The following is a 13931-nucleotide window of genomic DNA, read 5'->3' on the forward strand; positions in this document are numbered from 1 at the left end:
ATAATCTTCAAAAATTCTTTATTTTTTTGTGAGTGTGTCATTTTTGCTACAGATCTTTCAAAAAAGATGCTCTATATACATTTCATTTTGGATATTTGGAGAGATTTTATGAATACAAAACGTTTAATAACAGCGTCTATTTTTTCTTTAATTTCAGCGTCTACAGCACTAGCTGCTGATGTTATGATTCCTCATCAACCAGCATCATCGACTGCTTCTTCTTCTGCCATTGTTGCGCCTACTTTTTCATGGACAGGTCTTTATTTAGGTGTCCAAGCTGGTGGTTTTTCGAGCAAAGCGGATATGGCTCTTGTTGGTCAAGAAAAGAGTTTACCACTAGATAAAGAGTTCTCTCCTAAACTTTCAGGTTTTGTAGGTGGTTTTTATGCAGGTTCTAATATTGATCTCGGTGATAACTTTATTTTTGGCATCGATACGGATTTAATGATATCTGGAAAAAAACACACAAAGACCATTACTATAGGAGCGGCTGATAACACTACAGTAGAAAATGCAGTCGTAAGATCCCGCAGATCCGCAGAAGTTGTAACAACAACAGAAACACCAGTGACACCAGTAGCAAGAACTCTAACGTCAAATACACTAATACGATCAACTGTCCAATCGCAACCTACGCGAGAAAATTTAAATCAACAACCAAATCCAGGCGTAAGCCAATCAGGGAAAAAAGAAACAACTGGCGATTCTAATTCTACAACAGTAAAAGAAACAGTGAAAGTGGAAGAAAAAACATTAGGAGTTTCAAATCCAACATCAGCATCGTTAGCTGGACAACGAGGGTCCTCTAACCCAGTGACAAAACCACAAACAGGCGCAGAAACAGCAACAATTTCTACATCTAAACAACCCTCCTCCAGCACAGAGACAAGAACACGGGTCCAGTCAGAGCTTTCGTTAGGAAGATCAGATACAGGAAACCAATCATCAAGAGTTGAGACAAAAAGAGAAGATGCGACTGCAAAATCTGCAAAAACAACATCTATATTAGCGGGATCTTCACAAGTACAATCCACCTCAGCCACACCAGCAGTACAGTCAGCGGTGGCGGTACCTGCAAAATCAGTTGTAACAAAACTAACATCCTCTACCCCATCAACAGGAACAGAAGCAAGTCAGCCAGCAGCAAAAGCACCTACACCGGTACAATCTGTATCACAATCATCAGCAGCAGAAAAAACAGTACCGAGTTCATCACTTGTACTCGCGAGATCAGGATCATCCTCTGGTTCAGAGACAAAAGCTTCTAATGGAACAAGCGGAGCCCAACAGGGAGGTCATCATAGTTCTTCCCATGGTAGCGGAAATGCTAATTCGCATGGTGCATCTCATGCAGGTGGGCATGGCTCTGGTGCTAATCCACATGCTTCTCGTTCTCATGGTGGACAGAATATGGCTGGACACGGTGCACAAAGTACACAAGCGGTGGATAAGAACAATTCCAGTGTATATGGTATAGAACAAATAAAAAAGATGGCTTCTGAACTTGGTCTTGGTCAAGAGGATGAAGCTGAAACTTTAAATCATACTTTCAAGCAAAATTGGGGTGGTGCTACACGGGTCCGTATTGGTTTTGCTGCTGATCGCTTTATGCCTTATCTCGCTGGTGGTATTGCTTATGGGCAATTCCAAGATACTGTATCAATATCCGTTAAGGATGAGGATGGAAGAGTCGTTTCTTCTAAGAACTTAGCTGATGAAACAAAAACCATGATTGGTTACACACTTGGTGGTGGTGTTGATTTCTCGCTTCTGGATAATGTGATTGTACGTGCAGAATATCGTTACTCTGATTTTGGTAAAAAGAAATTTGCAAAGGAAAAACTTGAAGTTAACTACAAAACCAATGATTTCCGTGTTGGTGTAGCTTATAAATTCTAATTTTTTAAAGAGTAAATTTCTAAGAGGCTCCACTGTTAGTGGAGCCTTTATTTTTTTAAAGATCACTTTTTGGTTTCTTTTCTTGTGAATTTCATGATAAAGCCCATAGAGTGTGATGATATATTTTCCTGATCGCTGCTTAATACGAATGATAAGCTCGGCTTTCCCTATAGATAAAAACCAGAGTTGCAGGGTTCAGGGAAGTTATGCAAAAGTAAACTCGTAAAAGTGGACAGGAATATTTCACAATGACTGTGAAAAATGAAACAATAGATTATTCAAAAACTCTTTATCTCCCACAGACAAATTTTCCTATGCGTGCAGGGCTTCCGCAAAAAGAGCTTGAATTGATGGCGCGTTGGGAAGATATGGGGCTTTATGCGCAATTGCGCCAACAAGCAAAAGATCGTCCATTTTATATTCTTCATGATGGTCCGCCTTATGCAAATGGTCATATTCATATCGGGCATGCTTTAAACAAAGTTCTAAAGGATGTGGTTGTTCGTTCATTCCAAATGCGCGGTTTTAATGCAAATTATGTTCCTGGTTGGGATTGCCATGGGCTTCCAATTGAATGGAAAATTGAAGAAAAATATCGAGCACAGGGAAAAAATAAGGACGAGGTACCTCTGAATGAGTTTCGTCAAGAATGCCGTGAATTTGCACAACATTGGGTAACCGTTCAAAGCGAAGAATTTAAACGCCTTGGTGTTGTGGGAGATTTTAACACGCCTTACACTACAATGGCTTTTCATGCAGAAGCACGCATTGCTAGTGAATTGATAAAATTTGCTATGTCAGATCAGATTTATCGTGGTTCCAAGCCAGTGATGTGGTCTGTTGTGGAGCGTACGGCTTTGGCAGAGGCTGAGATTGAATATCATGATCATGAATCAGAGGTGATTTGGGTTAAGTTTCCTGTTTTTGAAGCAAATTCTGATGATTTATATGGTGCTTATGTTGTCATTTGGACAACAACACCGTGGACAATCCCAAGCAATCGTGCAGTGAGTTATTCTTCGCAGATTTTTTATGGTATTTACGAAGTTGAAAGTGCTGAAAATGATTTTGGTCCTCAAGTGGGAGAAAAGCTTCTCTTTGCAGATGCTCTAGCGATGAGTTGTGCAGAAAAAGCCAAACTTGTTTTGAAGCGTTTGCGTGTTATTTCTGCTGATGAATTGAAAGCTCTTGTTCTTTCTCATCCACTCAAAGGTTTGGCGGGAGGGTATAATTATAAGATAGTATTGCTTGAGGGGTCGTATGTGACAGAGAATGCTGGTACAGGTTTTGTCCATACAGCACCAAGTCATGGGCGTGAGGACTTTGAAATTTGGAATGCTTATAAGCCTCTATTGGAGCAAGCAGGGATTGATTCATCTATACCATTTCCTGTCGATGATGCGGGTTTCTATACGAAAGATGTTCCGGGTTTGGGACCGGATCGTGAAGGGGGAGCAGCACGTGTTATTGATGATAATGGAAAAATGGGTGATGCCAATAAAGAGGTCATTAACGCTTTAATTAAAGCAGATCGATTATTTGCACGCGGTCGTTTGAAACATTCCTATCCCCATAGTTGGCGTTCGAAAAAACCCGTTATTTTTCGTAATACGCCGCAATGGTTTATTTCAATGGATAAAGATCTTGGGGATGGTTCAACTTTACGCAGTCGGGCTTTGGATGCTGTTTCAAAAACGCGTTTTATACCACCTTCTGGGCAAAACCGCCTAGCCTCTATGATAGAAGATCGTCCTGATTGGGTTCTTTCTCGTCAGCGTTCTTGGGGAGTTCCTATTTGTATTTTTGCGAATGAGGATGGTGTTGTTTTGAAAGATGAAAGCGTGAACGAACGTATTTTACGGGCTTTTGAAGTAGAAGGGGCAGATGCATGGTTTGCTGAAGGAGCACGTGAACGTTTTTTAGGTGACCGTGCGCATGAGCCTTGGATGCAGGTTCATGATATTTTGGATGTTTGGTTTGATTCTGGAGCAAGCCATAGCTTTGTATTAGAAGATCGGGCTGATTTAAAATGGCCTGCAGATGTTTATTTTGAAGGCTCTGATCAACATCGTGGATGGTTCCAATCTTCTCTTTTGGAAAGCTGTGGTACGCGTGCTTGCTCTCCTTATAAGGCAGTGATCACACACGGTTTTACTTTGGATGAGAATGGTAAGAAAATGTCTAAATCTTTAGGCAATACGGTTGTTCCGCAAGAGATCATTAAAACATCTGGAGCTGATATTTTTCGTCTTTGGGTGATGACAACAGATTATTGGGAAGATCAGCGTTTAGGCAAGAAAATTCTTCAGACAAATGTGGATTCATATCGTAAACTACGCAATGCAATTCGTTGGATGCTTGGAACTTTAGCACATGATGATGGAGAAGAAATATCTTATGGTGCACTGCCGGATCTTGAAAAATTTATATTGCATAGGCTTTTTGAACTTGATCAGTTGATTAATCGCGCTTACGATGAATTTGATTTTAAAAAGATTATGCGTGCATTATTGGATTTTTCAATCATTGAGTTATCGGCATTTTATTTTGATATCCGAAAGGATTCTCTTTATTGTGATGCGCCTTCATCAAAAAAACGCAAGGCCTCCTTGCAGGTTGTCCGTGAGGTTTTTGAGCGTATGGTAACATGGCTTGCTCCAATGTTGCCTTTTACTATGGAGGAAGCTTGGTTAGAGCGTTACCCAGAAAGCCAATCAGTGCATTTGGAACAATTTCGCTCTGTACCAGAAGAATGGCAAAACCAATCTTTGGCTGAGCGTTGGAAAAAAATTCGGCAGGTCCGTAAAGTTGTGACAGGTGCTTTAGAACTTGAACGTGCTAATAAGCGTATTGGATCCTCTTTGGAAGCTGCGCCTATTGTTTTTATTTCCAATCTGGTTTTACGAGAGGCATTAGAAAATGTGGATATGGCGGAGATCTGTATTACCAGCGCACTCACAATTACGCAGGATACAATGCCTTCCGATGCGTTTACTTTGGATGATGTTGAAGGTGTTGGTGTATATCCAAAGAAAGCGTTGGGAAAAAAATGTGCTCGATCATGGCGTTATACACAAGATGTTGGAAGTGATCCAGCTTATCCGGATGTATCTGCTCGTGATGCAGCTGCTTTGCGGGAATTGCGGATTCTTGGCAAGATTTAAAGTTTTAGATCAAAGGAAAGAAATGCAAGTATATTTCTCGTATTGATGAATATAGTTTTTTGTGGTACGAAAAAAATTCCGTTGTTTTATCTGCAGGGGGGGAAATTTGTATATGGACCGTTCTCTCATAAATAACGGGAATATTAATCAGCCATATACTTAGGAAATGGGATAAGCAGTGAGAAAATGTGAAGTAAAAATATTTCCAATAGGAATTTTAGGTATATGCTTTGTTTTAACGGGATGTAATGCGCCTACCTATGGTACCAATAAACCAGTTTCGATACAGTTTTTTGAAGATGTTGCTAATATCACTTCATTAACACCAACAAATAACAGCAGCCAGATTGTTATGAAACCCCATCCAAAGCTTATAATACCAAGTCCTAGTTCACGCAGGTTTTTACCGGTGCCACAACAAGATAAATCTGTCAATAAAATAGCAGCATCGAAGCAGCATCGGGAAAGTACTCCTTTTCCTCACAAGCGATCATTAGTTAATGGCGCTGGTTCAGAAAATCCTTCACAGTTGAGTGCGAAGCAACGACAAGAATATTTACGTCGTCAGAGAGCACAAGTTGGAAGTTCAAAATACCGTCGCTATCTCACTGAACCACCTTTAAGTTATCGCCAACCGGCAAAAATTGCACCTATTGGTCGATAAGAAAAAGACAAAATATAAAGTATGTGAGGTATTCTTCTCATTAATTATGACACCAAGTTCTCAGTTCACGCAGAGTTATAATGCTGCTGCAAGCTGGTTGTTATTTCCATGAAATAGCAATATGGCGATAGCATCGAGAGAATGGTTCAGCGTTGCTTTTTTAACAAGAAATATCTTTTAAGTCCATTTCACAACGTTGTTTGTGTGGATAGTATAACGTGAAAGCCATTGAAAATTAGCAGCTTTATTCTTATGAAGGAGAGAGCTTATACCATCATTTTATTTTACAGACTCCAATGTTGCGATAATTCTTGCATTTGAGAGCTTTCATAAGAGACATTTTTAGTCTTTTCTAAAACGTTCTTTATCCAGACGATAATTCCGCTTATGATGTGCAAGAAAGTGATTTTTACTGTTTCAATGTAATTTGAAATGAGAGCATATCTACGATATTTTGGACTTTATATTTTATATACAAAATAATGAATTATTCTTTTGAATGAATGTACCATCTAATAGAAACAATATGCAGAATTAAAAGAGAGAAAAAATGCTTCGAAATAGCTTTTGCTATATATATATCAGAAGAATTAACAGTCTTTTTTGAGAAGTAGGATAGTTTCTAAAGAGTAAAAGTTATGGAAGAAGAATTGTTTTTAGTATCGCTTTTGTACAAAAAAATCTTTAAGTAATTGAGCTGCTTCTTTTTCTTTAAAACCAGAATAAATCTCAGGTTTGTGATGACAGGTTGGTTGCTGATAAAAACGTGGACCATTTTCTATAGCACCTCCTTTGGGATCATTTATTGCGTAATAGAGACGTCGTATGCGTGCAAATGAAATGGCAGCGGCACACATAGCACAAGGCTCAAGTGTTACATAAAGATCGCAATCAGGAAGCCTTTCGCTTTGCAATGTTTTGCAAGCCATACGGATTGCGCGTATTTCTGCGTGTCCTGTAGGGTCATATGCAGATTTTATAAAGTTACCAGCGCGTGCAATGATAGCTTTTCCACGTGTAATGATAGCACCTACGGGAACTTCATCTTTTTTTGCAGCTTCTTGCGCTTCTAAAAGGGCTATTTCCATGGGCGTCAAAGTCATAATATTCTTTCTACTGAAGGTATAGAAAATCTAAAGGTTATCTCGATAAGGAATGCTATGGAATGAATAATTTATTACGCTTTTATAATGAAAAGAATACCTCTATTTTTTTAAGAGTTTAAAACAAACTTGCAAGTCAACAGATACATTATTGTCGTTAAAGGATAGAAAATGATAAATGATTATGCTACTTCATTTTTCAGGATAAGCGGTATGGTGCATGTGGATAATTTTCTGAACATACTTGCAAAGATTGGTTTGAAACGCAAATGAATGAAAATAATGAGAGTGAACGAATTGCTAAAAGATTAGCGCGTGCTGGTGTTGCTTCGCGTCGAGATGCAGAAATGATGATTGTTTCAGGTCGTATTTCTGTGAATGGTAAAGTCGTGAAAACGCCAGCTTTTAATGTTAGCCGCTCTGATGTTATTAAAGTTGATGGCAAACCTTTACCTCCTATAGAACGAACGCGTTTATGGCTTTACCATAAGCCAGCAGGTCTTGTCACCACGAACCGTGATCCTGAAGGCAGACCTACAGTATTTAGTAATTTACCAAAAGGAATGCCGCGTGTTCTTTCTGTAGGAAGGCTTGACATTAACACGGAAGGGCTTTTGCTTTTAACCAATGATGGTGGCTTAGCGCGTGTATTAGAACTTCCTGTAACGGGGTGGGTCCGCAAATATCGCGTCCGTGCTCATGGAAGAGTAAAACAGAGTGCGCTGGATAACCTTAAAAATGGTATTGCGATTAATGGTATTTTTTATGGTTCAATTGAAGCATCAATTGAACGCGAACAAGGGTCGAATATATGGCTTTCTGTTGCTTTGCGAGAAGGAAAAAATCGTGAAATAAAGAATGTTTTAGGGGCATTGGGATTATCAGTTAATCGATTAATACGTGTATCTTATGGTCCATTTCATCTCTCTGATTTAGAAGAAGGAGCTGTGCAAGAGTTAAAAGGACGGATGTTACGAGATCAGTTGGGAGAGCGTTTGATTATGCAAGCCAATGCAGATTTTGATGCTCCTATTCTTAAGCCATTTTCAAATTCTGCAGTTGTTGCAGAAAAGAAAAGCCAGAAAGATCTTTCTGTTGCAAATGATGGTTGGGTTTTCTCAAGTGAAAGGGCAATACGACGCCGACCAAGAGATGGTTCTGTTGAACATAGTCGCGCACGATTAAGTACAAAATCTCATGAAAATGTAAAAAAGGAGAAAAGTGAAGAAGGAAAAGCAGAGCGTTTTCTACCGCGTTCTCGCCGTGCTAATGTTTGGATGGCTCCTGGTGCACGTCCGCAAAGTGCACGTAGAAAGCCTTCCTATAGTGAGGAGAAATCGCATGGTTATAAGAGCGATTTGGATGGTAGAAAGTCCTTTCATCGAGGCAAGGAAAAACTAAAAGAAAGTTCGTCACACAAAGAGAAGAGGGAAAGTTTTGTTCAAAAACGTGGCAAAATATCTTATGACGAGACGCATCCCTTTGGTAAGAAAGATCGCTTTTTAAAGGATAAAGAGAAAATGATAAAAGGTGGTCATGATGAGCGTTCTTTTGAGAGAAAGAAAAAAGTAAAATCATTTGGTGGTTCTATGAAAAAATCTAAATCACAGAGTGATGGTGCAAAAACTTCGAAGCGATTTGGAGGTCCACGTGCGGATTATAGGCGGTAAATTTGCTGGTCGTATTTTATTTTCGCCTGTTAATCAGTCGATTCGCCCAACGAGTGATCGTACACGTGAAAGCCTTTTTAATATTCTTTCTAGCCGTGAAGAACAATTTTGGACCAATAAACGCATTCTTGATCTTTTTGCTGGTACGGGGGCTTTAGGCATTGAAGCACTTTCACGTGGAGCAAAGGCTGCTGTTTTTGTTGAAAATTCAGTTGAGGGGCGTGGAGTACTTCAAAAAAATATCGAAGCTTTTGAATTGCAAGGGATTGGACGGATTTTGCGTCGTGATGCAACCAAACTTGGCAATATTGGAACAATGCTTCCATTTGATGTTATTTGCGCTGATCCTCCCTATAGCCGTTGTTTAGGTGAACGTGCTTTTGTAGAAGCTTTGCGAGGAGGTTGGGCAAAAGCTGATACACTCTTCGTGCTCGAAGAAAAGAAAGATACGATTATTCATTTACCAGATATTTTTTATCTAGACGATGAGCGTTTTTATGGTGAGACAGCAATACGTCTTTATAAATTACGATTGCTTACATCTTGAGAAAGTTTTTGTTTTTATCCGATAGGATAAAAAAATGTTTTTTCACAGTTTTCTTCATTTTATATGGTTTTTAAAAGGTCAAGCAGAAAGTAAATAAAAGATTCTAATGTTAAAGGAATTGATGAATTTTTATTAGCTTTACTACAGAAGGATGTTTTTTCTCCAATAGGATATATATATCCTCGATAATAGTTATGATCTTTTTTGTCTAATTTCTTTCTGCTATACCTTAATCATTACATTTCATCAGCAGTTGAAAGCTTTAAGCTATGCAGTCTGCATTTATATTTTATATGATGCGTAACTTTTATTTTTTGTTATTGTCTAAACTTAAAAAAGATATTTTGTTTAGTATTGAAAATATTGTTCATTTATCCTGAATATTTGTGTGTTTAGTTTAGTAATATCGCTTGTTGATTTAATCATTACATATTAAGTAGATCTGAGAGTATTAAGTATCTTATCGTTGTGCAGCTTTAAGGATACTTTTTTATATTATTTTTTATCACTAAAGATAAGTAATTTATAAAAAAGGGGAGATTATCATGTTTAAATGGATATATAGTGAAGAAATTAGTACAGAAGCAAGTGCTGAGAAAATTTGGGCTATATGGGAAGATGTGGCATCATGGCCTTGCTGGGATAGTGAACTTGAGTGGGTAGAACTTTCTGGTCCTTTCAAAGAAGGCGCTATAGGACGCATGAAACCTAAAAAAGGACCTACAGTAACTTTTACACTTGATAAAGTTATAAAAAATGTTTGCTTTTCTGATTATGCTAAACTTCCTTTTACACGTATGAGTTTTAATCATGAATATATTTGTTCAACAAAATCGGGTTCTTCAAATAACAAAATTCGTCATACTGTAATTATTTCTGGCTTACTTGCTCCTTTATTTGGAATGATTATTGGATCAAAAATTAAGTTACATCTTCGCGATGCAATGATTGAAATGAGCAGGCGTGCTCTTACTGAAAACAAAACCATCTTGTAAGGGTGTGCGTTTATAAAGAAGTTAACACCTTAAAAAAGGTGCAGAACTCTTAGCCTTGTTAGAATGAAATCAGTTATGAGTATATAGCAAATTGATGAGCTATGATTTGGTTTTAGTTAGCTGTTGAAATCGTGTCAAAGCATCTTACGGGATTAATTTTGCGCTAAAAATCTTATGAAATTCATTGAATTTTTTATATATAAAAGCTTATAAGATGCTCTCTTCGTTGAAAATGAGAAAGTTTCAGAAGCTCATTGTTTCTCTTATGATGTAGGCCAATATCGTCATGATATTTGCTGGTTTCTAATGTTGCGATAGCTTTTGATTTAAAACCTTCATAAGAGGCATTTTGATTTCTTCTTAAATAGTTTTCATTCATATGCCCCTTATTCATGATATGCTCGCAAATAGTTGCGATTGACTCAACATGAATAGGTTCGAAACAAAGAGAATTTTATGCTATTAGGCTTTTTTATACAAATTACAAAACAATAAATTATAAGTATAAATCAAAATATTAATTTTATTGAAAGATTACAATATAATTTCTTTGATTACTTTTAAATATAAAAAATGAGTTCTTTATGATATTACGTCCATTAGGGTAAAGAAGTTTATGACTGCTCATTTTGTTGAAACCATAATGGAAGGAAATATTTTTTACTCTGTTTAAGTTTTGTTTCATTTACAAGAGTGCCGTCTCATTATGAGAGAGTTTATAGAAGAAAAGAAGTGTATACAAATATAAGGCATTTTCTTGATTCTTGCTTGGAAATTAAAGAATGCTATAGGAAAGAGATGAGGTAGGTTTTTTACTACCCAGAGGAAGGAAGACCTGTGATTTAGATCATTTTATGCTTTTCGAATTTTTGAGGATTTTGGCTTAAATTCAAGTGTTATTGCTAAGACTTTTGTTAATTGTCAATGTTCTGTTGATTTGATTGTCAGTGGAGATTTGGCTTCTAAAATGATAAGGTCCAATGAGCAATCTTGCAACTAAAGAGATTTTACGACATATTGCATCTTTTCATAAAGAAGCGAAAAAGGAAATGATTTAATGCATTAAAAGAAAAAGAATGCATGAAATGTGCATAATCTTTTGTCAGAATGCTTATCAATGTAAATAATAAAATATTTTAGGGAGTCTATAATGACTGACAAGAACCAGATTGAGAAAGCTGTTTCATTGGTTGAAGCAGCAAGGCGTTCTGGGGCCGACGCTGCTGATGCTGTTATTGTTCATGCACATTCCACCAGTGTATCTGTTCGTTTTGGGAAAGTCGAATCGACAGAATCTGCAGAGAGCAATGATTTTACTCTAAGGGTTTTTGTTGGAAAAAAAGTAGCAAGTGTTTCTGCTAATCTAGCGTCTTATCCGCAAGAACTTGCAGAACGTGCTATTGCAATGGCCAAAGCTTCTCCCGATAGTTTATTTGAAGGTTTGGCTGATAAAGAGTGTTTGGTTAAGAACCCTAAAGATCTTGATCTTTTTGATGATTTTGTACCAAGCAGTCATTTTTTAACAGAAGATGCTTTAAAAACGGAGGCAGCAGCTCTTGATGTTAAAGGAGTAAGCAATTCTGGTGGCGCTGCAACAGCTTATGGCTGTAGTGGGTTTATTCTTGTGACCAGCGATGGTTTTTGTGGAGCTTATCACTCTAGTTGCTTCTCACGTTCTTGTAGTGCTCTTGCGGGTGAAGGAATCCAGATGGAGCGGGATTATGACTATACAACAGCCTTACATTTTTCTGATTTAGAGGCCGCAGACACTGTGGGAAAGAATGCAGGGCTTGGTGCAGTTCGACGTTTGGGAGCCGTTCGTGCGGCGACTGGGGGCGTTGATGTTATTTTTAATCCGCGTACGGCTCGTGGAATTGCAGGGCATATCGCATCTATGGTCAATGGAGCCTCTGTGGCTCGAAAAACGAGTCTTTTACAGAATTTCCTAGGCAAGGAAGTGATGAAGCCTAATGTTAATGTAACCGATCAACCTTTGCGATTGCGTGGAAATGCTTCTCATCCTTTTGATGGAGAAGGGGTAGAGGGGCAAACACTCAATATTATTGAAAATGGTATTTTAAAAAATTGGCTTCTTTCATCATCTACAGCACGTGAATTGGGACTTAAAACAAATGGACACGGTGTGCGTTCGGCATCATTAGTGCAGCCGACCAGTACAAATTTTGCTATTGAACCGGGTTTAGTATCGCCTTGCGATATGATAAAAGATTTGCGAAATGGATTTTATGTGACCGAATTATTCGGTCATGGCATTGATTTTATTACTGGTCAGTATAGTCGTGGGGCTTCCGGTTTTTGGATTGAAAATGGTGAAATTGCTTATCCGGTGAGTGAAGTAACGCTAGGCTCTGATCTGCTTCATATGTTAGCACATTTAACACCTGCCAATGATATTGATCGGCGTTATGGTACAGCAGCTCCAACATTGTTAATTGAAGGGATGACACTTGCAGGAAAATAACACGCATCATTCTTCTGATTTAAATCTTTTGCGTGACGTTTGTCGAGAGGCAGGAGATTTAGCAATGCGGTATTTTGGATGCACGTTGGATGTCTGGATTAAAGAAGGTAATTCCCCGGTCAGTGAGGCAGATTTTGCTGTCGATCATTTCTTGAAAGAGAAGCTTCTTGGAGCACGTCCAAATTATGGATGGATTTCAGAAGAAACAAAAGATAATCGAGAACAACAAGATTATAAGCGCTCCTTTGTCGTTGATCCTATTGATGGGACACGTGGTTTTCTTTCTGGCAGTACTTATTGGTGTATTTCTGTTGCTATTATTGAGAATGGGCGTCCTATTGTGGGCGTTTTACAATGTCCGGCTCAAGGGGATGTTTATGCAGCTGTAACGGGTGAAGGAGCAACATTAAATGGAATAAAACTTCCTCGTTTAGCCTTTGAGGTTCATCGAAAATATAAAATTTCACTTGATAAATCGCTCGCACAAAAATTACCAGATGATTTTCTCAATCAAGTCAGTCTTTACCGTTATCTTCCTTCTCTTGCTTATCGTATTGTTCTTGTTGCTCAAGATGAAATTGATATCGTATTAGTTCGTCCAAATTGTCATGAATGGGATATTGCCGCTGCTGATCTTATTTTGCAGGAGTGTGGAGGGTGTTTTTTATCACTTGATACTCCTTTACTATCTTATGGAATTGAACCTTACCAATATGGGCTTTTAATTGCTGGTAAAAATAATTGCTGTCAGGATATGATAGATGTTGTTCGTCAAGCAAAGTTAGTTTAATCACATAAAAAGCGCTAAAATCATTTGAATGATATGGAGGCACATATGACTGAAACAAAGGAAAAAAAACAATATTTACATCTTGTATTTGGTGGGGAATTAAAAAATCTTAACAGTAATCAATTTAAGAATCCTGATGATTTAGATGTGGTTGGTATTTTTTCAGATTATCAATCCGCTCAAGAAGCATGGCAGGCAAAGGCACAAAGCAGTGTAGATAATGCATTGCAACGTTATTACATTGTAGATTTGCATCAGTTTCTTGATGCTGAATCAAGCAATGCAGAATAAAGCTTAAATATTTGGTCATTATAGCCTGTAGATTGCTTCATACTTTTGTGATCGTCCCTTCCATGGCATTGTTATTCGGGTAAAAAAAGATGCCGTAGCAAAGAATATTCATGTTGTTTAAAACCTATATGTTTTCTTAAGGAAATATCTTTCAAAGCTCTCAGGTCATTTCATAATGTTGTCCGTGCAAGGCAAATAAGTGGTCCTCCTGGTCTTCGTCATAAATTCACTGGCAAAAAACATGTGATTTCTGAAGAAGATGGGCGTGAGCATGAACATTCCATTGATGTGACAGGGCGGTTGGTCAAAGTCGATAGCGAAGGCTT

At 38.0% G+C, this 13931-nt stretch carries 11 protein-coding genes and 1 pseudogene; 10 read left to right on the forward strand and 2 right to left on the reverse strand.

Translation table 11 applies throughout. The features are described from left to right. The first annotated feature begins 108 nt into the window (after positions 1 to 108). The 3 genes from ACFILZ_RS07775 to ACFILZ_RS07785 all read left to right on the forward strand — a co-directional run bounded on the left by ACFILZ_RS07775 (position 109) and on the right by ACFILZ_RS07785 (position 5727). Entirely contained in the window at positions 109 to 1899 is a 1791-nt protein-coding gene (locus ACFILZ_RS07775; protein WP_375610786.1) for an outer membrane beta-barrel protein, read from the forward strand. 248 nt (positions 1900 to 2147) lie between these two features. Then, positions 2148 to 5063, forward strand: a complete 2916-nt coding sequence (ileS, locus tag ACFILZ_RS07780; protein WP_375610787.1) for an isoleucine--tRNA ligase — start codon at positions 2148 to 2150, stop codon at positions 5061 to 5063. A 178-nt stretch (positions 5064 to 5241) separates the two neighbouring features. Next, positions 5242 to 5727 carry a hypothetical protein gene (locus ACFILZ_RS07785; RefSeq protein ID WP_375608058.1) on the forward strand — a complete coding sequence of 162 codons (486 nt, stop codon included), beginning with the start codon at positions 5242 to 5244 and terminating at the stop codon, positions 5725 to 5727. 656 nt (positions 5728 to 6383) lie between these two features. Here ACFILZ_RS07785 and ACFILZ_RS07790 read toward each other — a convergent pair. Continuing rightward, on the reverse strand, positions 6384 to 6830 hold the full coding sequence (locus ACFILZ_RS07790; protein ID WP_375607334.1) for a nucleoside deaminase: 447 nt from the start codon (positions 6828 to 6830) through the stop codon (positions 6384 to 6386). Positions 6831 to 7099: 269 nt separating this feature from the next. Here ACFILZ_RS07790 and ACFILZ_RS07795 point away from each other — a divergent pair, with 269 nt between their 5' ends. The 3 genes from ACFILZ_RS07795 to ACFILZ_RS07805 all read left to right on the forward strand — a co-directional run bounded on the left by ACFILZ_RS07795 (position 7100) and on the right by ACFILZ_RS07805 (position 10042). Further along, positions 7100 to 8500, forward strand: a complete 1401-nt coding sequence (locus tag ACFILZ_RS07795) for a pseudouridine synthase (protein WP_375610788.1) — start codon at positions 7100 to 7102, stop codon at positions 8498 to 8500. Continuing rightward, positions 8481 to 9047, forward strand: coding sequence for a 16S rRNA (guanine(966)-N(2))-methyltransferase RsmD (rsmD, locus tag ACFILZ_RS07800; RefSeq protein WP_375610789.1), 567 nt, complete (start codon positions 8481 to 8483; stop codon positions 9045 to 9047). The genes ACFILZ_RS07795 and rsmD overlap by 20 nt, the downstream gene beginning before the upstream one ends. Positions 9048 to 9592: 545 nt before the next feature. Further along, on the forward strand, positions 9593 to 10042 hold the full coding sequence (locus tag ACFILZ_RS07805) for a hypothetical protein (RefSeq protein ID WP_375610790.1): 450 nt from the start codon (positions 9593 to 9595) through the stop codon (positions 10040 to 10042). Positions 10043 to 10235: 193 nt separating this feature from the next. Here ACFILZ_RS07805 and ACFILZ_RS07810 read toward each other — a convergent pair whose 3' ends face one another. Continuing rightward, on the reverse strand, positions 10236 to 10421 hold the full coding sequence (locus ACFILZ_RS07810; RefSeq protein ID WP_375610791.1) for a hypothetical protein: 186 nt from the start codon (positions 10419 to 10421) through the stop codon (positions 10236 to 10238). A gap of 771 nt (positions 10422 to 11192) precedes the next feature. Here ACFILZ_RS07810 and ACFILZ_RS07815 point away from each other — a divergent pair. The 4 genes and pseudogenes from ACFILZ_RS07815 to ACFILZ_RS07830 all read left to right on the forward strand — a co-directional run. Next, positions 11193 to 12524, forward strand: a complete 1332-nt coding sequence (locus ACFILZ_RS07815; protein ID WP_375610792.1) for a TldD/PmbA family protein — start codon at positions 11193 to 11195, stop codon at positions 12522 to 12524. Then, entirely contained in the window at positions 12511 to 13314 is an 804-nt protein-coding gene (locus ACFILZ_RS07820; RefSeq protein ID WP_375610793.1) for a 3'(2'),5'-bisphosphate nucleotidase CysQ, read from the forward strand. Before ACFILZ_RS07815 ends, ACFILZ_RS07820 begins: the two co-directional genes overlap by 14 nt. A 45-nt stretch (positions 13315 to 13359) precedes the next feature. Beyond that, positions 13360 to 13605 carry a DUF4170 domain-containing protein gene (locus ACFILZ_RS07825; protein WP_375607340.1) on the forward strand — a complete coding sequence of 82 codons (246 nt, stop codon included), beginning with the start codon at positions 13360 to 13362 and terminating at the stop codon, positions 13603 to 13605. A gap of 201 nt (positions 13606 to 13806) precedes the next feature. Beyond that, positions 13807 to 13931, forward strand: a pseudogene (locus tag ACFILZ_RS07830) (phage tail protein); the annotation flags it as partial.

This window comes from Bartonella sp. AP40SXNS (assembly GCF_042195825.1).
Classification (GTDB): Bacteria; Pseudomonadota; Alphaproteobacteria; order Rhizobiales; family Rhizobiaceae; genus Bartonella.